This window comes from Thiohalocapsa sp. ML1, assembly GCF_001469165.1.
Taxonomy (GTDB): domain Bacteria; phylum Pseudomonadota; class Gammaproteobacteria; order Chromatiales; family Chromatiaceae; genus Thiohalocapsa.
Genome location: NZ_JABX01000012.1, coordinates 57,882 through 82,303, shown reverse-complemented (window position 1 = coordinate 82,303; position 24,422 = coordinate 57,882). Strand labels below are relative to the sequence as shown.

The 24,422-nt window shown below is 66.5% G+C and carries 25 protein-coding genes; 18 read left to right on the top strand and 7 right to left on the bottom strand.

All coding sequences use genetic code 11. The annotated features are described in order from the left end of the window. Positions 1-20 precede the first annotated feature (20 nt). From ML01_RS09860 to ML01_RS28545, 3 genes are all read left to right on the top strand, one after another. On the top strand, positions 21-2,624 hold the full coding sequence (locus ML01_RS09860; protein ID WP_058555228.1) for a caspase family protein: 2,604 nt from the start codon (positions 21-23) through the stop codon (positions 2,622-2,624). Positions 2,625-2,689: 65 nt separating this feature from the next. Next, positions 2,690-2,956, top strand: coding sequence for a DUF1640 domain-containing protein (locus ML01_RS09855; RefSeq protein ID WP_058555227.1), 267 nt, complete (start codon positions 2,690-2,692; stop codon positions 2,954-2,956). A gap of 140 nt (positions 2,957-3,096) precedes the next feature. Continuing rightward, positions 3,097-3,363, top strand: coding sequence for a hypothetical protein (locus tag ML01_RS28545; protein ID WP_156427635.1), 267 nt, complete (start codon positions 3,097-3,099; stop codon positions 3,361-3,363). Between the two features lie 91 nt (positions 3,364-3,454). Here the strand turns inward: ML01_RS28545 and ML01_RS09850 are convergent, their stop codons facing one another. Then, a complete protein-coding gene (locus ML01_RS09850) occupies positions 3,455-4,414 on the bottom strand; it encodes a caspase family protein (RefSeq protein ID WP_162267992.1) in 960 nt (319 codons plus the stop codon). On the opposite strand from ML01_RS09850, the gene ML01_RS28540 reads away from it, so the two are divergent. Then, entirely contained in the window at positions 4,404-4,760 is a 357-nt protein-coding gene (locus ML01_RS28540; RefSeq protein ID WP_162267991.1) for a hypothetical protein, read from the top strand. The genes ML01_RS09850 and ML01_RS28540 overlap by 11 nt on opposite strands. Here the strand turns inward: ML01_RS28540 and ML01_RS09845 are convergent. After that, positions 4,733-5,920, bottom strand: coding sequence for a Bcr/CflA family multidrug efflux MFS transporter (locus tag ML01_RS09845; protein ID WP_058555225.1), 1,188 nt, complete (start codon positions 5,918-5,920; stop codon positions 4,733-4,735). The two genes, ML01_RS28540 and ML01_RS09845, sit on opposite strands and share 28 nt — an antisense overlap. 79 nt (positions 5,921-5,999) lie before the next feature. After that, positions 6,000-7,844 carry an ABC transporter ATP-binding protein/permease gene (locus ML01_RS09840; RefSeq protein ID WP_058555224.1) on the bottom strand — a complete coding sequence of 615 codons (1,845 nt, stop codon included), beginning with the start codon at positions 7,842-7,844 and terminating at the stop codon, positions 6,000-6,002. Between the two features lie 262 nt (positions 7,845-8,106). Between ML01_RS09840 and ML01_RS09835 the strand changes: the two genes are divergently transcribed. Together ML01_RS09835 and ML01_RS09830 are read left to right on the top strand one after the other, a co-directional pair. After that, positions 8,107-8,499 (top strand): S24 family peptidase, encoded by a 393-nt coding sequence (locus ML01_RS09835; protein ID WP_058555223.1) that lies wholly within the window; start codon positions 8,107-8,109, stop codon positions 8,497-8,499. After that, positions 8,496-9,686, top strand: coding sequence for an efflux RND transporter periplasmic adaptor subunit (locus tag ML01_RS09830; protein WP_058555222.1), 1,191 nt, complete (start codon positions 8,496-8,498; stop codon positions 9,684-9,686). The genes ML01_RS09835 and ML01_RS09830 overlap by 4 nt, the downstream gene beginning before the upstream one ends. Before the next feature lie 607 nt (positions 9,687-10,293). Here ML01_RS09830 and recQ read toward each other — a convergent pair. The 3 genes from recQ to ML01_RS09815 form a co-directional block, all read right to left on the bottom strand. Further along, the gene (recQ, locus tag ML01_RS09825) at positions 10,294-12,510 is read right to left on the bottom strand and encodes a DNA helicase RecQ (protein WP_058555221.1); all 2,217 of its coding nucleotides are present in this window, start codon (positions 12,508-12,510) and stop codon (positions 10,294-10,296) included. Positions 12,511-12,604: 94 nt separating this feature from the next. Then, positions 12,605-12,916 (bottom strand): cupin domain-containing protein, encoded by a 312-nt coding sequence (locus ML01_RS09820; RefSeq protein WP_058555220.1) that lies wholly within the window; start codon positions 12,914-12,916, stop codon positions 12,605-12,607. Between the two features lie 96 nt (positions 12,917-13,012). Further along, complete coding sequence (locus ML01_RS09815) at positions 13,013-13,663, bottom strand: alpha/beta family hydrolase (RefSeq protein WP_058555219.1); 651 nt, start codon at positions 13,661-13,663, stop codon at positions 13,013-13,015. Positions 13,664-13,792: 129 nt separating this feature from the next. On the opposite strand from ML01_RS09815, the gene ML01_RS09810 reads away from it, so the two are divergent. The 10 genes from ML01_RS09810 (at position 13,793) to ML01_RS09765 (ending at position 22,041) form a co-directional block, all read left to right on the top strand. Next, complete coding sequence (locus ML01_RS09810; RefSeq protein WP_082674125.1) at positions 13,793-14,095, top strand: type II toxin-antitoxin system Phd/YefM family antitoxin; 303 nt, start codon at positions 13,793-13,795, stop codon at positions 14,093-14,095. After that, on the top strand, positions 14,092-14,484 hold the full coding sequence (locus ML01_RS09805; protein WP_058555218.1) for a type II toxin-antitoxin system VapC family toxin: 393 nt from the start codon (positions 14,092-14,094) through the stop codon (positions 14,482-14,484). Before ML01_RS09810 ends, ML01_RS09805 begins: the two co-directional genes overlap by 4 nt. A 514-nt stretch (positions 14,485-14,998) precedes the next feature. Further along, positions 14,999-15,160: a hypothetical protein gene (locus ML01_RS09800; RefSeq protein ID WP_254045200.1), complete on the top strand. Its 162-nt coding sequence runs from the start codon at positions 14,999-15,001 to the stop codon at positions 15,158-15,160. 419 nt (positions 15,161-15,579) lie between these two features. Further along, on the top strand, positions 15,580-15,801 hold the full coding sequence (locus ML01_RS09795) for a DUF2281 domain-containing protein (RefSeq protein ID WP_058555216.1): 222 nt from the start codon (positions 15,580-15,582) through the stop codon (positions 15,799-15,801). Continuing rightward, a complete protein-coding gene (locus tag ML01_RS09790) occupies positions 15,791-16,204 on the top strand; it encodes a PIN domain-containing protein (protein ID WP_058555215.1) in 414 nt (137 codons plus the stop codon). Before ML01_RS09795 ends, ML01_RS09790 begins: the two co-directional genes overlap by 11 nt. A gap of 1,217 nt (positions 16,205-17,421) precedes the next feature. Then, positions 17,422-18,447: an SIR2 family protein gene (locus ML01_RS09785; protein ID WP_058555214.1), complete on the top strand. Its 1,026-nt coding sequence runs from the start codon at positions 17,422-17,424 to the stop codon at positions 18,445-18,447. 9 nt (positions 18,448-18,456) lie between these two features. Continuing rightward, a complete protein-coding gene (locus ML01_RS09780; RefSeq protein ID WP_058555213.1) occupies positions 18,457-20,199 on the top strand; it encodes an ATP-binding protein in 1,743 nt (580 codons plus the stop codon). Positions 20,200-20,557: 358 nt separating this feature from the next. Continuing rightward, positions 20,558-21,127, top strand: coding sequence for a DUF2887 domain-containing protein (locus ML01_RS27085; protein WP_082674124.1), 570 nt, complete (start codon positions 20,558-20,560; stop codon positions 21,125-21,127). Between the two features lie 55 nt (positions 21,128-21,182). Continuing rightward, the gene (locus ML01_RS09770) at positions 21,183-21,503 is read left to right on the top strand and encodes a DUF4351 domain-containing protein (protein WP_162267990.1); all 321 of its coding nucleotides are present in this window, start codon (positions 21,183-21,185) and stop codon (positions 21,501-21,503) included. Between the two features lie 103 nt (positions 21,504-21,606). Beyond that, on the top strand, positions 21,607-22,041 hold the full coding sequence (locus ML01_RS09765; RefSeq protein ID WP_058555210.1) for a DUF29 domain-containing protein: 435 nt from the start codon (positions 21,607-21,609) through the stop codon (positions 22,039-22,041). Between the two features lie 102 nt (positions 22,042-22,143). On the opposite strand, the gene ML01_RS09760 is transcribed toward ML01_RS09765, so the two are convergent. Next, positions 22,144-22,416 carry a type II toxin-antitoxin system PemK/MazF family toxin gene (locus tag ML01_RS09760; protein WP_254045199.1) on the bottom strand — a complete coding sequence of 91 codons (273 nt, stop codon included), beginning with the start codon at positions 22,414-22,416 and terminating at the stop codon, positions 22,144-22,146. Between the two features lie 231 nt (positions 22,417-22,647). Here ML01_RS09760 and ML01_RS09755 point away from each other — a divergent pair, with 231 nt between their 5' ends. Beyond that, positions 22,648-22,932, top strand: a complete 285-nt coding sequence (locus ML01_RS09755; RefSeq protein WP_058555208.1) for a helix-turn-helix domain-containing protein — start codon at positions 22,648-22,650, stop codon at positions 22,930-22,932. Continuing rightward, entirely contained in the window at positions 22,929-24,182 is a 1,254-nt protein-coding gene (locus tag ML01_RS09750; protein ID WP_058555207.1) for a type II toxin-antitoxin system HipA family toxin, read from the top strand. The genes ML01_RS09755 and ML01_RS09750 overlap by 4 nt, the downstream gene beginning before the upstream one ends. The last annotated feature ends 240 nt before the right edge of the window (positions 24,183-24,422 follow it).

Sequence of the window (24,422 nt, the reverse complement as noted above, 5' to 3'; positions counted from 1 at the left end):
CGGACGGCGAGGCACGGAGCATGAGCGAGCAGCCGAACGACTTCGCCTTGGTCATCGGCATCAACGACTATCCGCAGTACGGGGTCGGCGGTGCCAACCTGCAAGGGGCGGTGGACGACGCCCGCGACTTCGCCGCCTGGCTGACCGCGCCTGACGGGGGCGGCCTGCCGGCTGCGCAGTGCGAGACCATCCTGTCCACCGCCGCGCCGCTGCACCCCGAGCGCGGTGCCGTGGATGCCGCGCTGGAGCGGCTCATGGATGCCGCCGAGCCGGTTGCGGAGCCGCGTCGGTTCTATTTCTACTTCAGCGGCCACGGCCACGCCGACGAGATCGACGACGTATCCCTGTGCATGGCCAATTGGTCCTTCCGACGCCGCCAAGCGGCGCTCAGCAGCGGCGCCTATCGGCGCTTCATCCACAAGTGTCTGCGTTTTCGCGAGGTGGTCGTCATTCTGGACTGCTGCCGGCTGCGGGAGATCGCCGCCACGGGCTTCGGCAGCGAACTCAACTGCCCGCGCCCGGAGTCCGCGGCCGGCAGCAGCCGCTACTTCATCGCCTACGCCACGGAGTTTCAGCAGGCCGCCTTCGAGCATGGTGGCGACGGCGATCGCGTCCGCGGCCACCTGACTCGGGCACTGCTCGAAGGCCTGCGCGGCGCGGCGCCGCGGCAGCCGGGCGGCGGCGTGGCTGCGGCGGACCTGAAGGCCTACCTGGAGCGCCGCGTGCCGGAGATGGCCGGCGACCACGGACAGCGACAGCAAGTCGAGGTCGCCTCCAGCCTGCCGGCGCACCCGCCGGCGCTATTCGGCTCGCAGACGCCGGGGCCGGGAGCGGGACCGACCGCCGAGCGCGAGGCCGTGACCGCTTCCGAGCCCCGCACCGCGTATCCCTTCCGCGTCCAGGTGAAGCTCGGCAACGCCATCGACGGGCTGAGCCGCATCCAGGTCAGCGACGGTTTCGACCGGCCGCTCGACGCGGCGGACGGCAGTTTCCAGCGCGACCTGCCGCCTGGCCTCTACGCGGTGCGCGTCGAGCGCGGCGGCCTCATCGCCGAGGAGCTGCTGCGCCACAGCGCCGAGGCGCCGGTGGACCGGGACATCCCGGCACCGAAACGCCGCTCCGCGCTGCCCAGCAGCGATAGCAGCACCGCCCCGGACTACTACCGCAAGCCCGCCCGCCGCTGGAGCATCGCGGATACCGGCAGCGGACCGCTGGCGATCACCGGCCGCGACGATGATCCGCGGCTCTTCATCTTCGTGCGCGCCGCCTCCCGCAAGGCCGCCGCCGGCGTCTGGGTCGGCAACGGGCTGGAGCTTTGCGACCGCGACGGCGCCATCCTGTCCCTGTTCGGCGAAGAGCACGCCGAGGCGGACGCCGCCGACGGCTGGCTCGCCTTCTCCCGCCGGCTGCCCGCGGGCTTCTACCGGCTGCGCTGGCTGGACCCCGCCGGCAGCCGCGCCATCGCGCTGACCCTGTTCAAGCGCTGGGACACGCAGGTCTTCCTCCCCTTCGACGGCCGGCCCATGGTGGAGCGCGCGAGCATTTTGCTGCCGCGCCGCGGCACGCCCTTCGACCCGAGCAGCCGCGACGCCCAGAGCACCGACATGGGCCTGCTCGGCCTGCGCCTGGGCCGCGATCTGGTGCCCGCCGAGGTGCACCGGGAGCTGCTCTACGGCAAGTTCGACAACCCCATGCTCGGGCTCATCGGCGCGCACCTGCTGCTGATGGCCCGCGAGCCGAACCGCGATACCGTGGACCTGGTGCTCGGCAACCTGCGCGACAACCTGCTCGGCGACGTGCCCGACGTGCGCGCGCTCGCCTGGCGCGCCTGGCAGCGTCTGGGCGGCGACCGGCCGGCGCCGACGCCCTTCGACGCGCCGCCGATGCTGCGCGCGGGGCTGCGCGCGGTCATCGACGCGGACGCCGAGGTCGGCGGCCTGGTGCCCGCGGACGGCATCCTGAGCTGGATCAGCCGCCATCAGCGCGCCGACACCGCCTGGACCAGTTGGAGCCCGCCCGTGCAGACCCGCGCCCGGCCGCAGCCGGAGCACACCGCGCGGCCCTACCTGCTGCCGGAGCAACAGGACGTGGTGTTCGTGCAGACCGCCGAGGATCTGGACCTGTCGGAGGTTCCGTACGACCTACAGCGTGCAGACCGCTCGCGCAACCGGGAGTTGGATCTCACGTTCGACGCACTCCGCGGCACCGATGCCTTCGCCGGGCTCGGCGCGTCCATCGCCCACCCCGCCGTCGAGCGCCCGCTGGACGCACTGCGCGACCGACTGGACCGGCTGAACCTGGACCCGCTCATCACCAAGTCCTTGTCGCGACCGCCCGCGACCGTCCATGCGCCGCCTGCTCCGCCCGCGGCCCAAGCCGGGACGCCGACGCCGCCGTCCGGCCCCGCGCTCGGGCCCAGCCTCTCCGTCGCCGTCGCGCAAGACAACGCCTCCCCGGCCGAGGACAGCGCCCCCGTCTGGATCGACAACCTGGTCAAGGACGCCCTGGACAGCGCCCGCCGCGCCGGACGCGACCTCGACGTGCCGGCGCTCGCGCGTGCGGCGAATCTGCCGCGGGCGGTGATCGAAGAGCGGGCGGCGGCGCTGAGCGAGCTGGTGCGGTAGGTGGAGCGGCCGAGAAACCCATCACGCTTGACCCGTCGGCGACCCCACTCCTATGCTTCTTGCCCATGGCTGCGATCACCTTCGACACCCACAGGTTCATCCGCAGACTGGAAGCGGCCGGTTTCGATCCGAAGCAGGCCGAGGCCGTCGCCGATGCCTTCATGGAGGCCCAAGGCGAAGCGGAGCTCGTAACCAAGCGCGATCTGGAACGTCTGGAAGCCAAGCTGGAAACCCGGTTTGAGCGCGTGGACGGCGAGCTGCGCCTCAGCCGCTGGATGCTTGGGCTCATGCTGGCCAGCATCGTTTCCCTGATCCTCAAGGCATTCTTCTAGCGCGGCGGAGCCTTCAGACCGGCAAGGGCCGGTGGACCGCCTTGCGCAACCCGCTCGTTGGGGCAAGTAAACCCAAAGCTCCCGAACAAAGACACGAGCCGCGTTGTCGAGAACTGGCGACGAACCGAGAGGCACGAATCATGACCGGCTTCCTGGAGCGCTGGGCAAACGAGAGCCCGGAAAATGCAAGACGCGTTGCGCAAGAACTGCTCATCACAGAGGTGACGGAATCTCTTTGGGAGGCGATGGAGCAAGCTGGTGTCAAGAAGTCCGAGCTTGCCAATCGTATGGGCGCTACCAAGGGGTACGTTTCGCGACCCCTCCACAAGAGCGGAACCGCCGGAGATTGCTCTGCGGCCGGACCAGCGACAGCAAACGGCCCGCCGCATCCTGGGCAGGCGGACTGAAGTCGCTTGCGCCGGGGCCGGATGAATCCGGCGCACTCGGGATCGGGCCGCGGCAACGAGCTGTTCTCGGCGAGCACTGCCGACCTACGCCTCACAGAAATCCAAGAAGCGTAGGCACTCCTCCACGTCGATGCCGACGGCTTGCAACAGCGCCAGCGGCGCGCGGAAGTCGCCGGGGTCTCTGTTGCACTCGACGCAGCAGCTTGCCAACCACCAGGGGTCCAGCCGGTTGATGTGCCGCACCCAGCGGCTGCGCGATGCGCTGACGCAGCCGCGTGGCGGGGTTGTCCTTCAGCATCAGCGCGAGCGGGTCGCCGCCGCGGCCGGTGCATTGCAGCTCGCCTTGGGTCGCGCTCTGGTGCTTGGCCAGGGGCCGCAGCGCCGCGTCCAGGCGTGTCTGCACGGCATCGCGCAGCTCGCCGAGGGTGCTCAGCTCGTCGTCCGCGGTCAGTGCCTCGCACAGCGCGCGGGTGAAGCAGCTCATGGCCTCCTCGCCGTCGGTGGCGTGGCTGACCTCGCCCGCAGCGCAGCTAAACAGGAAGGCGATGCTCGGCGTCTCGGCGTCCGGACCAGGCCCCGCGGGCGATGGCGACGGCGCGGCCTTGGCGAGCAAGCTTGGCGCCGGCGGTGCGTCGTTCCGGCAGGCGTCGATGATGAAGATAACCGCGTCGGCCCGGCATGCCTCGGACCGGGCGAGCTGGTAGAGCTCCGTGTCCTGGATCAGTTGTGTCGGGTCCGCGGGCTGGCTTGCGTCGAAGTCCTGCGGCAGCAGCAAGCGCCGCCCCGACTGCTCGATGCCGTGCCCGGAGAAATAGATGACCAGCTCGTCGCCGCGCCGGGCATCGTCGAGCACGGCCTTGATGCGCTTGCGCAGATTCGCGGTGCTGAGATAAGCGCCCGGGCCGCCGACGACTGCCTGCACCTCGGCCGGTGCGAATCCCGCGAGCACGAGCGCCTTCTCAAGCTCCCGAACGTCCGCGGTTGCAGCGCTCAGCCGAAGCTGGTCCTCTTCGTAAGCATCAATGCCGAGCAGCAGGGCCTTGCGCGTCATGATCGGGTGCTCCCGCTTTGTGTGCGCGGTGGATTCTGCGCCCATGCGCCGCTGGACTCAAGGCAGCCGGCAGTCCCTGCTCGACAACTTACCGAACAACGCGCTCGGGATCGCGCGCGGCGGCGCCGATTCGCTCGACCCGGTAGTCCACCCGCGTTGCTCACCAAACGTCATTGGACGTACCGGCAACGGGGGCAGCATCGGCGGTCACGATGGGCCGGAATACGCAGGGCAGCATTCCGATCCCGATGCCGATCCCGCGGCGGCGGCTGAACGGGCGCGTCGGGAGATGGGTACGTCGCAACTGTGCTTGAGCGGTTACCTCGCGCAGCACATGAGCCGATAGGTGCCCGCCGCGAGCAGCCCGCAGAGGGCCATGCCGAGCAGGAGCGGCAGCGCCGAGCCGTCGTGCAGCAGGCTCGCCACGGAGCCCGCGAGCGCGCCGAAGCCGAAGCGCCCGGCCCCGGCCAGTGCGGAGGCGGTGCCCGCCATGCGCGGAAAGTAGGCCATGTAGCCCGCCATGGCGTTGCCCATGACGACACCGGCCATCGCGATGTAGCAGCCGGCGCCGAGCGCGATGAGCCAGAGCGGTGGTGCCGTGCCCAGCATCAGCAGCACCGCCACCGCGAGCAGCCCGAGCGCAGCAGCGCCCTGCACCAAGAGCCCGACGCGCAACAGCCGCTCCACCCCGAACCGCGGTACCAGCCGCGCGTTGAGTGACGAGAACAGCATGGCCGCCGCGATGTTGATGCCGAAGAGCGGGCCGAACCAGCCCTCCGGCACGTCGTGCAGCGTGATGTAGATGAAGGGCGAGGTGACGATGAACACCATCATGCCGCCGAAGCTCGCCATGCCCGTGAGCAGATACCCGAGCGCCTCCCGGTGGCGGAGCAGCGCGCCATAGTTGCCGAGCACCTGCCCGAGGTGCGGCCGGTGCCGACGCTCGGGCGGCAGCGTTTCCGGCAGAAGCCGCAGGAACGACAGCGCCGTCACCGCCGAGATCACCAGCAGCACCGCAAACACCCAGCGCCAGCTCGCGTAGAGCACGATGAGCCCGCCGACGGTGGGCGCGAGCAGCGGCGCCAGGCCCATCACCAGCATCACCAGGCCCATGACACGGGCGTAGTCTTCCCGCTCGAACAGATCGCGCACCAGCGCCGGCACCGTTACTGCCACCGCAGCACCGCCGAGGGCCTGCACGGCCCGGGCCGCGAGCATCGCGTCCATGCTCGGCGCCAGCGCGCAGGCCACATCCGCGAGCGCGAACACCATCAGCCCCGCCGCCACCGGCAGCCGCCGCCCGAGCACGTCCGACAGCGGCCCGAGCAGGAGCTGTGCCGCCGCGAACACGCCGATGTAGACCGTCACGCTCAACTGCACCAGCGCCACCGGCGCATCCAGATCCCGCGCGATGGCCGGGATGCTCGGCAGGTACATGTCGATCGCGAACGGCGTCAGCGCGGACAAAAGCCCGAGCGTCAGCAGGAGCGAGGGGGTAATGGGCATTGTGAATTTACGGAGACAAACGGTTGCAGGGCGCCATCCTGACGGCCACGGCCAGCCGCGTTCGCATCCGCAGCGGTCATCAAGTCTGAATCGACTCGGTTTGGTCCGCATACCGGCCAGGCGACGACGGTCCCGCCTCCTCCCGCTCGCGCTGCTGCAGCTCCCACATCGCCGCGTAGATGCCGCCGTCGGCCAGCAGCCGGGCGTGGCTGCCCTGCTCCAGCACGCGCCCGGCGTCCATGACCAGAATCCGGTCGGCGTCGACGATGGTGGACAGCCGATGCGCGATGGCGAGCGTGGTGTGGTGCTCCGCCACCTCGGCGAGGGTCTGCTGGATGGCCTGCTCGGTGTGACTGTCCAGCGACGACGTGGCCTCATCGAAGACCATGATGCGCGGGCGCTTAACAATGGCCCGGGCGATGGCGACGCGCTGCTTCTCGCCGCCGGAGAGCTTCAAGCCCCGTTCGCCGACGACGGTGTCCCAGCCATCCGGCAGGCCCTCGATGAAGCTCAGGATGTGCGCCTGGGCGGCGGCGCGCTCCAACTCCTCGAAGCCCGCCCCCGGCCGACCATAGGCGAGGTTGTAGCGGATGCTGTCGTTGAACAGCACCGTGTCCTGCGGGACGATGCCGATGGCCGCACGCAGGCTCTGCTGGGCCACGTCGCGGATATCCTGCCCGTCGATGAGAATCCGGCCCGCCGTCACGTCGTAGGAGCGGAACAGGAGCCGCGCGAGCGTGGACTTGCCCGCGCCGCTGTGGCCGACCACGGCGACCTTCTCGCCGGGCTCGACGGCGAAATCCACGTCGCGCAGGATCTCGCGCTCCGGCTGGTAATGAAAGCCGACCCGCTCGAAGCGCACGGCGCCGCGCTTGAGCTTGAGCGCCGGCGCGCCGGGCTTGTCTTGGATCTCGGGCTCGCGCTCTAGGAGCTTGAACACGAGGTCCATGTCCGCCAGCGCGTACTTGATCTGCCGATAGACGATGCCGAGAAAACCAAGCGGAATAAACAATTGCAGCATGAAGGCGTTGACGAGCACGAGATCGCCGATGCTCATGTCGCCCGCGACAACGCCCCGGGCCGCGAAGAACATGATCAGCGTGACGCCGAGGGCGATGATGCTGCCTTGGCCGAAGTTCAACACGGACATGGAGCTCTGGCTCTTCGTAGCCATGTCCTCCCATTCGCTCAGCGTGTTGTCGTAGCGGTCGAGCTCCATTTGCTCGTTGCCGAAGTATTTGACCGTCTCATAGTTCAGCAGGCTGTCGAAGGCCTGGGAATTTGCCTGGCTATCGAGCACGTTCATCTGCCGGCGATAGTCCATGCGCCATTCGGTGATGGCGAAGGTGAAGGCGACGTAAATGGCCACGGTGCCGAAGGTCACCAGCGTGAACACGAGCGCGTATTTGGTCAGCAGCACCAGCGCGACGAGCGTGAACTCCACCAGCACCGGGATGACGCTGAAGACCAGATAGTTGAGAATCGTGGACACCGAGCGCGTCCCCCGCTCCAGGTCCCGGCTCACGGCGCCGCTCTGGCGCTCCAGGTGATAGCGCAACGACAACCGATGCAGATGCTCCAACACGCGCGTGGACAGCCGACGCATGGCGCGAAAGCGCACCCGCGCAAAGATCACGTCCCGCAGCTCATTGAACAGCGAGCCGGAGAGCTTGAGCGCGCCGTAGGCCAAGAGCAGCGACCCCGGCAGCACCAGCATCTGCGCATTGGCGTTCTCGAAGGCATCGACGATGTCTTTTAGCACCAGCGGCACGCCGACGTTGGCCAGCTTGGCCAGCACCAGGCAGCCCAGCGCAAACAGCGCCCGCCCGCGGAATTCCCACAGGTACGGCAGCATGCCGCGCAGGTTGCGCCAATCGCGGCGGTCGTTGTGGATGGCTTCGGTGGCGTGGATGCGCGGGATCATAGGTTGGCTGGCTCGTACGGCTGGCTCGGAGGCTGGCGCTGGTTGCGCGGCGTGCCGGCTAGTATCGAGTGTCACAGCGCAAGTTTCGAGCACCTAGCGGTTGGCGCCGCCAAGACGCCCCCATGCCGACGGGCGCAATTATCCCGCGCTCTACCCGCGAGCTGCCGCGCCCAGGCGTACCGGCGACCGCAAGCTGCCGGCGATTGACACCCCCGCCCGCCAACCCAAACTCTGCGGACCATCGCAAGACCGAGCAGACATCATGGCCAGAGACACCCAAGAACCCACGCCCGACGGCGGCGGCTGCGCGCTGCAGGAGCCCTTTGCGCTGCAGGTGCTCGGGCCGGACATGGAGCCCGAGTTCCCGGACAAATGCATCGTCATCGTCGAGCCAACGGGCTTCTGCCGCAGCGGCATGTACGTGTTCGCGGAGGTGGAAGGCGTGCGCTGGTTTCGGCAGTACCTCCGCGACGAGCAGGGCCGCGAATGGCTGCACTCCCTGAATGAGCGCTTCCCCGACATCGCGCTGACGGGTCTGGAATGGCAGGTGCTCGGCGTCATCATCCAACGCAACATCCGCCGCCAGATCAAGCACTACGACTACGCGGACGCGCCGGTCGGCGACGTCAACGCCGTCGACATCACCGCGACGTGAGCCCCTCGATCCGCGCTCGCGCGCCGCGACCGACCGATGCGCGAGCCGCAGAGCCGCGGCGCAAGCGTCGCTGCCACGGGCTGCTGTCTCCGGCGCTGGCCTGCGCGGTCCTGCTGCTGCTCGCCGGCTGTCAGCAGCAGCCCGGCAACGGCACTGCGAGCGATGGGGATGCACCGGCGACGCCCCGCCGCGGCCACCTGGTCACCACCTTCCTCACCGAGCGCGAGCCCGTCTCCACCCAACACGAGCGCCCCGGCACGCTGCGCTTGCGCCGGCTCGTGCGCCTGCACGCGCAAGAAGAAGGCCGCATCGAGCAGTTGGACGTCTTTGAAGGGGACGCCGTTGCTGAGGGCCAGCTCCTGGTGCGGATAGCAGACGATGTCCTGCGCGCCGAGCTGGACAAGACCCGCGCGACGCTGGACCAGAAGCGGCTCGATCTCAAACGCTTTCAGGACCTCGCCGCGCGCAACGCCGCCTCCCAGGACGACCTGGCTCAGGCCCGCACCGCCGTCGCGTTGGCCGAGGCGGATCTCAGGCTGCTCGACATCCGCCTCGACGATACCCGCATCACCGCGCCCTTCGCCGGCATCGTCACCGAGCGACTGGCCGAGCCCGGCGATTTCGTCACCAAGAGCACGCACCTGCTCACCGTCGCCGACCCGGCCTCGCTGGTGGCGGAGGCCTACGTGTCGGAGCTGCTGCTGCCGCACATCGCCAAGGGCGAGCCAGCGCGCATCCGCATCGACGCCCTCGGCGGGGAACTGTTCGACGGCCACATCCTGCGCATCCACCCCACCCTGTCCGAGACCAACCGCCAGGCCCGGGTCGAGATCCGCTTCGAGCGCATCCCGGACGCTGCCCGCGCCGGCCAGTTCGTGCGCGCAGAGCTCAGCACCGCCGCCGTCGCCCGGCTGCTGGTGCCCTTCCGCGCGCTGCGGCAGGACCGCGACGGGCAATTCGTCTGGGTCATCCGCGACGGCAACGCGGAGCGCGAGCGCGTGCGCACCGGCCTGCGCATCGCCGATCAGGTGGAGATCCTGGACGGCCTCGAACCCGGCCAACGCATCATCACCCGCGGCTTCCTGGGCCTTGCCGAGGGCACAGCGGTGGAGCGCGTCGATGATGACGCAGGACCATCACTGGCCACACCGGAAGCAACCACGGAGCGGCTGGACAACATGCCCTAGCCGGCCAAGCGGCCCGCGCCGAGCGGCGCCGACGAACCGGGGAGCGCCGGCGACGGCGGCATACCGGGAAGGCTGGCGACACCGCTCCGGCGGTGTCGCCCGTCTGCCGGCGCGCTGCGCCACGGGCCGCCCGGGCGACCGCCGGGCCGGGCCGGAGAGCCGACCTCCTGGTCGGCTCCGAAGTCGCGACACCGGGCATCCCGGTCTGTGGCCGTGTTGACCTGGAGGTCAACACTCCAGTCAACGCCCGTCAACACCGCGCACGTTCGATTACGATCATGATTACGACAACGACAACGACGAACCACACTCGCGGGGTTTCGGCAGCCAAGCACTAGCGAGGCCGAGCCTCAGACCAACCAGGGCACGGAGCCTAGGCTTGCGCCGCCCGCTCGTTGCCGCGATAGACTGAGGGTCCATCCGAAACTCAAGACGCGGAGGCCATCGTGGCAGCGGTACAGATCGAGATCCCCGAGGACGTCTTGGATTCGGCTCGTCTGACGCCGGCTGAGGCGAAACGTGGGGAATTTAGGGACAGACCACGAATACGTGGGGAATTTAGGGACAGACCACGAATACGCATGCTGGCGGGACGATTCGTCAGCCGTCAGCCCTCCGCCGCGCGCATCTCCGCGGCACGCACGCAGCGGAGCACGGGATACGAATAGCGCCCTTCCAGCGCCTCGAACACGGGCTTGAGCGGCATGCCGGGGGCGTCGGCGAGCTGATTGAGCGCGTCGCGGATGCATTTCAGGTCCGCGGGGGCCAGGTCGAGCACGGCGTCTAGGTCCGCTCCGCCGGCCTCGATGCACTGGGCGACGTGGGTCCAGACGGTGCTCTCGGCCATGCGCCGGCGCGCGGCGATCTCGGGCACCTTGAGCCCCTGGCGCAGCAGTGCGAGCGTCGCGAGCAGCGAGTCGCCGAGGCCGTCGTCGTGCGGCACGGCCGACGCCGGCGGCGGCAGGCCCTGGCCGCCGCGCACCGGCAGCGGCGGGACCGCCGCCGGCCTGCCGTGCTCGGCCGCATGGGCGGCCAGCTCGGCGAGGAAGACCTCCGCGTACTGTTCGAGCTTCTTCACGCCGACGCCGGTGAGCGCGCCGAATTCGCCGCTGTTGCGCGGCCGGTACGTGACCATCTCGGCGAGCGTCGCGTCGCCGAAGATGACGTAGGGCGGCACGTTCTGCGCGGCGGCAAGCTCGCGCCGACGTGCGCGCAGGCGCTCCCACAGCGCCAACGCCTCGGGGTCCGTGGGCCGGAGCGCCGCCGGGCGCTCGCCGCGGGGCTGCTTTGCCTGGCGCTCCGGGTCGCGGCGCAGGCGCACCGGCTGCTCGCCGCGCAGCACCGGGCGCGCCTGCTCCGTGAGCTTGAGCCCGCCGTGGCCTTCCACGTCCACCGCCGCATAGCCGGCCGCGACGAGCTGTCGAAACACGGACTTCCACTGGTTCGCATCCAGCTCCTTGCCGATGCCGTAGGTGCTCACCTGCTCATGGCGGAAGCGCTTGATGCGGGCGTTGTCCTTGCCGAGCAGCACGTCGGTGAGGTGCACGGCGCCGAACTTCTGCCCGGTGCGAAAGATGCACGACAGCGCCTTTTGCGCGGCGACGCTGGCGTCCCAGGTGGCCACCGGCGTCAGGCAGGTGTCGCAGTTGCCGCAGGGCTCGGGCTGGCGCTCGCCGAAGTAGGTGAGCAGGATGCGGCGGCGGCACTCGGTGGTCTCGCACAGGCCGATCAGGGCGTCGAGCTTGTGGTGCTCGACGCGCTTGAAGCGCTCCTCCGCCTCGCCTTTGTCGATGAACTGGCGCAGCGTCACGACATCGCCGAGCCCGTAGCAGAGCCAGGCATCCGCCGGCAGGCCGTCGCGGCCGGCGCGGCCCGTCTCCTGGTAGTAGGCCTCGATGCTCTTGGGCAGGTCCAGGTGCGCGACAAAGCGCACGTCCGGCTTGTCGATGCCCATGCCGAAGGCGATGGTCGCAACGACAATGACCTTCTCGCCTTGGATGAACCTGGTCTGCCGCGCTCGGCGCTCCTCCGCCGATAGCCCCGCGTGATAGCCGATGGCATCGAAGCCCTGCGCGCGCAGCACCTCCGCCGTGTCGTCCACCTTGCGCCGCGACAGGCAGTAGACGATGCCACAGTCCTCAGGGTGCTCCTCGCGCAGAAAGGCCAGGAGCTGCCGGCGCGGCTCGGTCTTCTCGACGATGCGATAGCGGATGTTCGGCCGGTCGAAGCTGGAGACGAACTGCGCCGCCCGGCCCAGCTCCAAGCGCGTGACGATCTCGTTGCGGGTCGGTGCGTCGGCGGTCGCCGTCAGTGCGATGCGCGGGATCTCGGGCCAGCGCTGGTGCAGGCGGTCGAGCTGGATGTACTCGGGCCGGAAGTCGTGCCCCCACTGGGACACGCAGTGCGCCTCGTCGATGGCGAACAGCGCCGGCCGCGCGCGCTCCAGCAACGCCATGAAGCGCTCCGTGACCAGCCGCTCCGGCGCCACGTAGAGCAGATCGAGCGCGCCGTCGAGCAGCGCCTGCTCCACCCGCTGCTGCGCGCCCGGCAGCAGCGAGGAGTTCAAGAACGCCGCCCGCACGCCGAGCTGCATCAGCGCGTCCACTTGGTCCTGCATCAGCGCGATGAGCGGCGACACCACGATGCCGGTGCCGGGGCGCAGCAACGCCGGAATCTGATAGCACAGCGACTTGCCGCCGCCGGTGGGCATCAGCACCAGCGCGTCGCCGCCGCCCAACACGTGCTCGATGATCTGCTGCTGCGCGCCGCGGAAGCTCGCGTAGCCGAAGACGCGGTTCAGGATGTCGAGGGGGGTGTCGGGCATGGCTTAAGTCCTTCGCAGCGCTGAGCGAACCCCAAGGATTCCACGCAACGGCGCCACGGTGCAACCGGACGCGCACCCGGTCAGCATCCGCTACTCAACCGACACGCACCCCGTCCATGCTCACCACCGGCTCCTCGCCGACCACCTCCGCCGTGTGCATCACGTGTTTTGGCACCAGCAGCAGGTCGCCTGCCTCCAGCACCGCCTCCTGGCCGCTCATGGTCAGGCGAAGGCGCCCGGACACGACGCCGTCGATCTTGTCGACGCCATGATCGTGCGCCGGGAAGAAGGTGCCGGGCGGATAGACATAGCGGCTGACGGAAAAGCCGCGGCTCGCGATCTTGTCCCGCAACGCCCGCTCCGTGAGGGGACCGTCGCGCTCTTCGTGCCAGTGTTCGACCTGCATCCTGGCCTCCCGTTTTGGCTGTACCTGATCCAATCTTAGCCAAACAGGGGCAGACAGCGGTGCGCGGCGGCACATTCTGGCGCCTCCGGCCGCGTCTCAAGCAAGGTCGGCACAGAAGCCGAGCACCGCCGCCGCCGCGGCGTCCAGGTTCTGCGCCCAAGTGCGCCCCGATGCGACCCGCGGCTTGAAGCTGTGCTCCCCGTCCGGTATCCAGGCCATCTGCACCGCGGCGCAGAGCCCATAGCCCGCGACCTCCGCACGGTGACCAAAGGGGTCCCGCTCGCCCTGGCAGATGAGCGTAGGGGTGCTGAGCGCCGAGAGGGCATCAAGCCTGGTGCGCTCCGGCTTGCCTGGCGGATGAAACGGAAAGCCCAGACAGACGAGCCCCGCCACGCCGAGCTCGTCCGCGAGCGTCGCCGCGACCCGCCCGCCCATGGACTTGCCGCCGATGACGAGCCACGCACCGCTGCCCCGCTCGGCCGCGACCACCTCGCGCAACGCCGCGCACAGCACCGGCAGCCGATCCGGCGGGCGCCGGCGGCCGTCGGCGGCGGACTTGGCCATGTACGGAAACCAGGGCCGCACCACGCGCACACCACCCGCGGCAATCCGCCGTGCCATCTCCGCCATGAACGGCGCATCCGGCCCCTGCCCCGCGCCATGGGCCAAAATCAGCAGCAGACCGGTGTCGGCCGGGCCGTCCAGTAGCGAGGGAGTGGTCTTGCTCTCCCGAGAAATTGCCGTCATGTGTCCGTCTCCGGAATGACAGTTCCGTAGAGTCGTGACACCGCGCCCGTGCAGAGAAGGTTCGTTGACGACGCACGCTCGGACACCTAGACTCCCGGCCAACAACCTGACCAAGTAGGCAACCCGGTCGTGATCCAGCTCAACCTCCACGAGGCCAAGGCCAAGCTCTCCGAGTGCATCGAGGCTGCGCTACGCGGCGAACGCGTGGTCATCGCACGCCGCAACGTGCCCGCCGTCGAGCTGGCGCCGATTCCGCAGCGTACCGCCGGACCGCGCAAACTCGGGCAGGGGCCGACACAAACCGGCTATGCGCTGCCCGACAGCTTCTGGGATCCGCTGCCGGATGAGTTAATCGCCGCCTTCAACGGCGCCTCCCAGGATCAACCCCAAGCCTCCCCGGCCCGCCCAAATACGCCCGACGCAGGCGCATGAAGCTGATCGTCGACACTTGCACCTTCCTGTGGCTCGCCAGCGCGGAACAGAAGCTTTCGGCCAACGCACGAACCCTGTTACAGGACAGCGGCAATATCCTGCTCCTCTCGGCTGCTTCGGTCTGGGAAATCGGCGTCAAGCACGCACTGGGCCGCTTGCCGCTTCCGCACGATCTGACACCCGCGGAATTCGTTCCCGAGGCGCGCTCGCGCAACGGTGTCGACACGCTGCCGATCACCGAGATCGATACCCTTGCGCTCGCCAAGCTGCCCGATCTTCACCAAGACCCCTTCGACCGGATGCTGATCTGCCAGGCGATTGCCAATCAAGCCGTCATCGTCACACCAGATCCGCTGATCGCGCGTTATCCGATCTCCGTCCACTGGTGAGAACCGCCCTGGCCCCGCATGCTGCTGTCGCCGCCATCACAACACCCACCAGGCGCCTGCGATGTGGCAGGCGGCGGCTTCGCGGCGGTCGCGCCGAGGACGGCGCTCCTGCCGCCGTGAACGAAACCATGCGAAATGCCCGCATGCCTCACCACTGAATTGGTGGCACATCCCCTCTTCCAAAGGCCAAGCCTATTCGGCCGATAAGGCAAACGTGGTCTGTCCCGAATGGCGCTGTCCCGAATGGCGCTGTCCCGAATGGCGCTGTCCCGAATGGCGCTGTCCCGAATGGCGCTAACTTCAGCCGCTTATCCTTACCAATCAAATCTTTGCGGGGTAGGGAAACTTGGGCGGCGGGCCGCCTTTGGCGCCGTTCCCGCCCGATTCCTCTCCCTGAGCGTCCTGCAATCTCGCGGTTTCTCGACGCAGGCAATCCTGATGACCAATCACGCTGCGTGTTCCCGAGTCCCTGTTCGCCTATGCCCGCAAGGTCGCGGAAGAGGAGAACGTGTCCATGCACCAGTTCTTTGTCACCGCCATCGCCGAGAAGGTCTCGGCGCTGAAGACCGAGGCGTATTTCCGCGAGCGCCGCGAGCGCGGCCACCTGGCGGAGCTCGATGCCTGGCTCGCCGCGAGTCCGGAGCGGGAGCCGGAGGCGCGGGACGAGCTGCCGTAGTCGGTGGGAGGCCAAGCGCATGACGCTGATCTGCTCCGGAGCGGATCAGCTTGTTCAGGAATGGGCCTCAATGAGTCCGTCCACCGCACCGGGCGCGCCGCCCTCGGCGCGACGGGTGCCGGTTCGCGGCGGAGACGCCGCTCCCACGGGGCACGCGCCTGGTCGGCGTCATGATCAAGCCCGTCTTCGTGGCCGCCGGACACCCAGGCGATGCCCACGGTTGACAAAATCGCCGACCTGCCGCGACTAGATCGCGGCTAGAATTGGCGGACGCCTTCTAAACCTGGTCGAAACGACATCGCACCTTGACGACATCGCACCTTGCTCGCCACCGACGATGCAAGGCGCCCGATGTATTCGCTGACCGTCCGCTGTGTGATGTTGCCATCGCCGATCGATTCCATATCCGGAGCCCGCTCATGAACGCCGTCGATCTGATCGCCCGGGAAGCGAGCGAACTGCCCGAAGCCTTGCAGGCCGAGGTTCTGGACTTCATCGGCTATCTCAAGACGCGCCACCCAAGCCCCGCTGCGGTGACCACCAGCGACGCCAGGCTGGCCGGTTTGATGGCCTTTTTTGCGCCCTACCGAAAGGATTTCGGCGGCTTTGTCTTCGATCGGGACGAAGCCAATGCCCGGTAGCTTCATCGACTCCAACGTCGTCCTTTATAGTTTGAGCAAGGACGAATCCAAGCAGCTCAGGGCACTGGAACTGCTGGCCAGCGGCGGTCTGATCTCCACCCAAGTCTTAGGGGAGGTGGCCAACGTCATGCGCCGCAAGCTCGGCTACGAGCTCCCGGCGATCCGCGATGTCCTCCTGCGGCTCATCGCCGACTGCCGTCTCCATCCGTTGTCACCCGCGACGGTCCTGCGCGCGCTCGATGTCGCAGAGCGTTTCGGCTTCTCGTACTACGACAGTCTGATCGTCGCCGCGGCCCAAGAAGCCGGCTGCGATACCGTCTATTCCGAGGACTTGCAGCACGGGCAGGTCGTCGGCCCCGGCCTGACCGTCGTCAACCCGTTTCTCACGCCAGTCGATCGATGAGCCACCGCGATTTCGGGTAGAGTAGAAAGCAGGCGTCCTGCGCCCTTAGGCCCAGCCTATCTGTTGCCGCCCCTTTCGTCTGGCGGTGCCTCAATAGCCGGACCCTAGCCACAGTAGCCTGCCCTCCCTCATCAAACCGTGCGAGCGGTTCTCCCGCACACGGCTTTCCGATGTGCTTCACGCCGAGGCATGCGCCGAGCGCCAGCCTGCGGTCAAGCGCAATGCCGGCTCTTGCTTGGCCTTGGGCGTAGAGCTTCCTCTGCAACGTCCTGATCTGATTCGGAGTTACTAGCGACATGGTCGCAATCTCCCGATCCTCCGCGCTTTGGTTGCGTGCACAAAGCAGGGTCCCTTCCCTCGGGCCGGGTTATGTTGTCCCAAGCCCTCGAACGGTACTATGGACCCCTCCGACTCCCGCGGCGACCGGCGACGACTTCGGACTGGCCTTATACGTCACCGTTGGCAGCTCTCACCTGCCGTCACAGCGGGTCTCCCGCACTGGGACCGATCAACCTCCACCACATGCCACCCCTGCTACCCCGGAAGACTCGGCGGGACGCTCTCGTTCTCCGATCCCGTCGGCGGCGGCCTTCCCGGACTGTCCACCCGGTCGGCGTCTTCGATTAGTTCACGAGGCTACGTCTAGGTTCGCTTGCGCTGCGGCCTGCGGTTTTGTATCTACGGAACTTACGACCCCCGGTCACCCGGACGCCGCTCCGCAACACTACAAAGGTGTACGAGCAACTCCTTTGACGGGACTCAAACCCGCAAGTTAATCCGCCTGTTACGGCGTACGGACATTTTACTCAATCGCGGCTGGCTCGATGGTGAATTAGGTAAACTGTCGTCGGAAATCAGATCACGCCCGCGCGCGGCCCCCCGGCCTGGGGCGATGCTCCCGAGCCGATGCCGGACTGGGCCCTCCTCCAAACAACGCGAGTCCGATTTCGCGTTTGATCAGCGCATTGCGTGGTAGCCACCGTCTCTCGCAAGTGACGGTGCAGCCCCACCCGTCTCCCGCCGGCACGCTGCACCGCAGTTGCAAGCCCCAGCTCCCTCAACGCGCGCGCCTGCACCGCCCCCGACACCCGTCAGCCCCGCTGCTCGGTGTTGACCACACATCCCGCCCGCGCTAACGTCCTCTCCCGAGCCCACCTGGACGCTCGGGGCGGCTTTGATTTCCTATCCATCTGACTACAAAGACCTTTTTGGAACGAATGGACCTCGAAGACCTAGCAAAGCAATGCCAGAGCTGCGCACAGAAAAACCCGGTGATCGTGCTGGGCAGCGGTGCATCGATTCCGCATGACATTCGCGGCATGGGGGACTTGGCCGTTTGGCTTCGTGATGAAGTGCAGGCCGACGACGGACCGGAAGTCGATGCCTGGACGCTGGTCAGGACCGCCTTGGCGTCGGGAGATCACCTCGAAGCAGCACTAGAAAACAAGGCTTTGCCTGACTCCCTGGTTGTCAAGATTGTCCGCAGTACTTGGGATTTCATTGCTCAGGATGACTACAACTTGCTCAAATCAGCGATCAAAACGGAAACCGTATTTCCGCTCCGCTCCCTATTCGCGGGACTATTCCGCAGCACAAATCGTAACATCCATGTCGTGACCACAAACTATGACCGTGTTGCAGAGTATGCCGCCGACTCTGGCGGCTACATCCACAACACGGGGTTTCTCCCGGGCTATCTACGAAGCGCCGATGGGGCTGAGAATCTGATTTTCAAACAGGGAGCGAATCTGGCGCGGACTGTGACAGTCTGGAAGGTCCACGGATCTCTCGACTGGTTTTTAGACCCAAACGGGGGTGTGATGTCGCTGCCGATGACGAGCGAACTGCCGGATGGCTTGGTTCCGCTGATCGTCACGCCCGGCGTCAGCAAATATCAGCGAACGCATGATGAGCCCTTTCGGAGCGCGATTCAGGGAGCCGATCGTGTATTGAGCGCCGCAAGTGCATTCATATGTATAGGTTACGGCTTCCGCGACAGCCATATTCATCCGAAGTTGATGACTCGGTGCCGTGTGCATAACGCTCCGATCTTGGTTGCAGCGCGCACTCTGACGCCCGAAGCGAAGGATTTTCTGAAGCACAACGCCGGGCGTCACTACCTCGCGCTCGAAAACCACCATGATGGGACCATAGTCTACAACCGTGATAACCCTGACGGCGTTGTGCTTAATGGCGGCAAGTATTGGGAGTTGCCTGCGTTGAACGAATTAATTGGGTTTTAGGAGGATGAAATGGGCATTCTCGATTTCAAAGATGATGAAAGTCTTGGCAAGATCATTGCCGTGGATACTGCCACAGTGACGGTGCGCGTCGATGAACTCGAACGCCTCAAGCGGATTCAGGTCAATCGGCTGACGGCGATCAGAAGCTCGAAAGCCGGGCAGCACCTGATAGGTATTGTCTCGCGCATTACGCGCAAGGCAGGCGACGAAGCGACCATAGACGGAACTGAGGAAGACCCGGAAGCCGCGCTTCCCGAGAACAACCTTGTGCGGGTCGCTCTGATTGGAACGCTCGTAGACAAGGAAGGGCTGAAAGAGAACGTCTTCAAGCGTACCCTAGAGACTGTGCCCGAAATCGATGCGGATTGCTTTTCCCTGGAAGGTCAGCGCCTGACTAACTTTATGCAGGTCATTTCGCAGGTTTCGGGCGATGGCCCGCAGCTCGATCTTGGCCGCTACGCGCTGGATGAGGATGCACGGGCGTTTTTGAACGGCAACCGTCTGTTCCAGCGTCATGCCATCGTGGTTGGTAGCACGGGCAGCGGCAAATCATACACGACCGCGCGGCTTCTGGATCAGATTGCCGAACTTCCGCAAGCAAACGTCATTTTGTTTGATATCCATGGCGAGTATCAGACCCTGGATAGCGATGAGTTCCGGCATCTGCGGATTGCCGGGCCGGGGGACATTGGACAGGATCGCGGACTGGCCAATGGTGTTCTACACCTTCCGTTCTGGCTTCTCGGCTACGAGGCTTTGGTCGCATTGTTTGTTGATCGGTCCGATCAGAATGCCCCGAACCAGGCCATGCTGATGACGCGCTGCATCACCGATGCGAAGCGAGCGATGCTCGATCCGGCACAACACGCCGATATTCTGGCGAACTTCACCATTGATAGCCCGGTGCCGTTCAATATCGAGAATGTTCATGCGGAGCTTGCGAGACTGAACCAGGAAATGGTTCAGGGTGCGCGCAGCGAGAAACAGGGGCCGTACTTCGACAAGCTGAGCCGCTTGATCGCCCGATTTGACGCCAAACGAAATGACCGCCGTCTCGGGTTCATATTTCAGCCGCCAGCGGCGTGCATGGAGATGGCTTGGCTGTCGGAGGTCACGCATTTCCTGATCGACGGGCGCGGGGCGCAAGAAGACGGCAAGGGCGGAATCAAGATCATCAATTTCTCGGAAGTGCCGTCTGATATTCTGCCGCTTATGGTCAGCTTGATCGCTCGTCTCATTTTCACCGTTAGTCAGTGGACGCCGCCGGACAACCGTCACCCCATCGCATTGTTTTGCGATGAGGCGCACTTGTATATCCCAGAGCGTGCATCATCGGCATCAGCTGATGAGATATCGGTTGGGATTTTCGAGCGTATCGCCAAGGAGGGGCGAAAATACGGGGTCGGGCTGGTGGTAATCAGTCAAAGGCCTTCCGAGGTCAACCGCACCGTTCTCAGCCAATGTAACAACGTTATTGCGATGCGGCTGACAAACGGTGACGATCAATCCGTCATCAAGCGGTTGCTGCCTGACAGTCTCGGCGGTTTCGGTGATCTCTTGCCGGTCCTCGACATCGGTGAGGCCCTGGTGGTTGGCGATGCTAGCCTGCTTCCGACTAGGGTTGTCGTGTCGGAGCCGCGATTCAAGCCGAACAGCGCGACGGTCGATTTCTGGGATCGTTGGCGTGATGCAGAGCCTGTGGCCGACACCGCCAACGCCGTGCGCTCATGGCGTCGGCAAAGTAACCAGTGAGCGAAACATGCGCATCCAAGGCCGCTCGCGTTGGTCGGGGTCTTGGGGCAGATCACCCCAAGTCGTGAAAACCGGGGACGCGTGAAAACCGGGGACGTGAAAACCGGGGACGGACCACGAATAAAGCGGATAAGCCAGGAGAGACCACGAGCACCCCAGGCCTTGATCAGTTCTTCCAGGTCGTAGTTGGTCGCCCTGGTGTTCATCGGTGCTTCTGCTGGAAAAGGGGTCAGAGCCCTTTTGGGGTCGGAAAAGGGGTCCGGAAAAGGGGTCAGAGCCCTTTTGACCGGTAGACCCACATCCACGCGGCGCAAATCAGCATGCCCTCCCGCTCACGGCACCGGGGCGCAGAGCGCCCTTGGAGGCGCGGCACCGCTGGAGCGGTGTCGCGAGCGGGCCTCGACCAAGAGCAGACGCGGCGGGCGGAAGATCTCCGCCAAGGCGTCAGAGGGCCATCGCCCGCCGTCGGCGCTTACAATCGCCATGGCAACCTCCGACGGACCTGGCCCATGAAGACCGACCAAGCCATCTACACTTACCTGCGAACGAACCTGCGCAAGGGCGCCGAGGCGTTCCGCATCCTGACCGGGGGCTGCGGCTGTCGGGTCCGTACCGGTTCCGCTCCATCACCTTCAAGGCCATCGAGCGCCGAGCGGATGGCGTCTGCGAGCCCGACGCGGGCAATCCCGGCTCAAGCTACGTCGTCGAATTCCAAGCCCAGCCCAAAGATACGGCCTGGTACAACCTGATGACCAAGGTCGGTCTGATCGGCGAGGAGCTCGGCGGCGGCGAGATCGTCGGCATCTTGGTCTTTCTGCACGAGGGCGACGAGCCCCCGCACCCGACGGGCATCACCACACGAGCGAGGCAGAGCCTCAGTCCGACCAAAGCGCGGAGCGCTTTCTTCCGCAATCCGGTCGTCGCTTAGGTGAACCAAGGGCCAAGGGCCGAGGGCCGAGGGCCGAGGGCCGAGGATGGCTCCCTTGGCCCTCGGCCCTCGGCCCTTTTCCCTGCAACTGATGCTGCATCAGCTCACCCCGCTGGAAGAGACCCGCGCCTACAAGATCATCTTTGGCCGAGGCGAGAGCAAGGGCAAGGCCGAGGGCATAGCCGAGGGCAAGGCCGAAGGCATGGCCGACGGCAAGGCCGACTCCCTGGAGCGCCTCCTGCGCCACCGCTTCGGCCCCTTGCCCGACCGGGCGTCGGCGCGTATCTCAGCCGCCGAGCTGTCGCAGCTCGACGCCTGGCTGGACGCGGTACTGGACATCGACGGCATCGAGGAGCTGCTCGGCCCGGCGCCCTAGGCCGCCTGCGCTCAAGCCGCGGGCCGCATTCGCCGAGGCGCTCGCTGCATCACCGCGCAGGCTTTTCGGCATAGACTGGACGCGACGTGCAAGAGGCCCTGTTATGTCTATGACCAACTACGACCGGGACTTCCATGCATGGAGCCGCGAACAGGCCGAGCTGCTGCGCGAAAGGCAGTTTGCCGCGCTGGATGTCGAGCATCTGGTGGAGGAGCTGGAAAGCATGGGGAGCAGAGAACGACGCGAGCTGACCAGCCGGCTCAAGGTGCTGCTCTCGCACCTGCTCACGTGGCAGTGCCAGCCGGAGCGCCGCTCTCCAAGCTGGAACGCCACGATCAAGGAGCAGCGTTTGTCGCTGGAAGACCTGCTCGACGACAACCCGAGCCTGCGCCCGACGCTGCCGGAGCAGGTGACGAAGGCCTATCGGCTCGCCCGCCTGCTGGCCGTGAAGGAGACGAACCTCCCCGAGAGCGCCTTCCCCGCCGCCTGCCCGTACGCACCGGAGCAGGTGACCAATCCCGACTTCTACCCCGGCTGAGCCGGCCCAGCCGGCGCGCATTGCCGGTTGCAGCCGGGGGTTCGGGAAGCTCGGCCGGCCTTGACCATTAAGTCGCGCGACGCGGGCGCGCCGATGGCGTCGTCAGGCCATCCTGGCCGGACCGAGCCAGGGCTGGAGGCCCTGGCTACGCGACCCGCGCGAGCAAAGTGATTGGGCCTTGTCGACCATGACCTGGGAGGGTGCCCGGAGCCCGTTCTGCTGCGTTGGCGTGATGTCGATTCGAAAAAGCGGGGTGGGACGCAAATCGGTGGTGAGCGGCAGCACGGTCACCGAGGGATGCGTATCGAACAGGTTCGACTGGATGACCAACGCCGGCCTGGGTTTGCCGTAGTCCCGAGACAGCACCACGGTCACAACGTCGAAATCCTGCCGCGGGAGACGGTGCAGCGCAGGGCTTCGTCCCGGTCGCGACGCCGGAAGGGTCATGCGGTCAGTTGGATTCCCACGCTCGCGGGGTTGATGGGTAGCAGCCGCGGAGCTTGCCCCGTTTTCACTTGCATTTTTGCACGTACGGTACTTTTTGTAGCCATCAACCATTCAAGCTGCTAGTTTTTTACCGTACGGTAGCTTCTTGGATACAAGGCCATGACGGAGCACAACATCCCTTACGGCGCGGTTCAGACCGCCGAAGAGATCGGCCGCCTGGCGCGCGCCCATCGCAGGCAGCGGCGCCTGACGCTGGAGACGGTCTCCGGGCTCGGCAACCTGAGCACGCGCTTTCTGTCGGAGCTCGAGCGCGGCAAAGAGACGGCCGAGATCGGCAAGGTCCTAAAGGCGCTGCGCACCCTGGGGCTGGATGTCATCATCCAGCCGCGCGGGCGATCGGTGCCGAGCGGCCGTCCCGGCAACACCGATGACGCAGCCCCGTGAGCCAGCCAGATAGCCTAAATCTCTGGCACGAGCAGCAGCTCGTTGGTCAGCTCTGGCGCAATCCCACCGGGACCATCGGCTTTCGCTACGATCGGGCATGGATCGCTGGCGGCGGCTTTGCCGTGTCACGCTCCCTGCCGCTGGCGGCTGGCGAATTCGCGCCGGAGGCAGGGATCAGCCATCACTTCTTTGCCAACCTGTTGCCCGAGGCGGCGGTGCGCGAACACATCGTCCGCGACCTCAAGCTGCCGAATACGGATTTCGACCTGCTGCGCGCCATCGGTGGCGAATGCGCCGGCGCCCTATCGATCCTGCCCCTGGACCGGCGGCTGTCAGCCCAGCGGCAGTACCGTCCACTGACGGAAATGGACCTGGCCAACCTGGCAGCGCGGCGCGGTCGGATCGATGCGGCCTGGCCGGCGGAGGAGCGTCCGCGGCTGTCGCTCGCCGGCGCACAGGACAAATGCCCGGTTCTGGTGCGCGATGATCGGTACTTCCTGTCGCAAGGTGAAGCACCCTCCAGCCATATCCTGAAGTTCGAGCTGGCGGACTACCGTCATCTGCCCGCCTATGAGACCTTCACCACCCGGCTCGCGGCCGCCATCGGCTTGCCGGTGGTGGACATCACCCTGCGCTCGATCGGCCGGACCCGTTATGCGCAAATCGCCCGCTACGACCGTGTGCAGGATGACCAAGGCGAACCGCGGCGGCTCCATCAGGAGGATTTCTGCCAAGCCCTCGGTTACGGACATGAGAACAAATACCAGGAACACGGCGGACCGTCCTTCGCCCAGTGTTTCCGCTTGGTGCAGGACGCCTCCAGCGAGCCGGCCATCGACACACAACACCTGCTGCGCTGGCAGGTCTTCAACGTGCTGGCGGGCAACTCGGACGGTCACGCCAAGAACCTCGCCCTGTTGCACCTTGGCGATGGCACGACTCGCCTGGCGCCGCTCTATGATCTCGTCTGCACCCGCGCCATCGCGCGCATTGATGTCCATCTCGCCTTCGAGGTCGGCGGCGAGCGCAATCCCAGCCTGGTCGCCCCCAGCCACTGGGAGACGCTTGCCAGGCAATGTGACGTGCGACCGCAATTTCTGCGTCATCTGGTCCAACAGAGCGCGGCTGCCCTGCTGAAGAGGCTCGGCCAGGTGCGCGAGGCATTCGACGCAGACTACGGCGCCTATCCAGCGCTGCAACGCATCGAACAGGTTGTCATCGCACAGTGCCGACGGATCACGCAGCGCTGAGATCGCGTGTAACATCCCCTCGCCCTCCCCCCAAGCAGCGCGGCTGATTTCAGCCACGGCAGTGGTCAAGGACCCTCCGCCGGCGTTACCCGGGAGGCCCCGTCCGCGCGACCCCAGTCAGGATGCCCTGCCCTCTCTTCCGTCCCCGGCCCTGCCAGCAGCATGCCGCCAAGGCTCGCGCCGCTCCTCAAGCCTTCTCCGAGCGCCCCGCCCCCCGCCCGGGCACCGAAGCGCCAATGC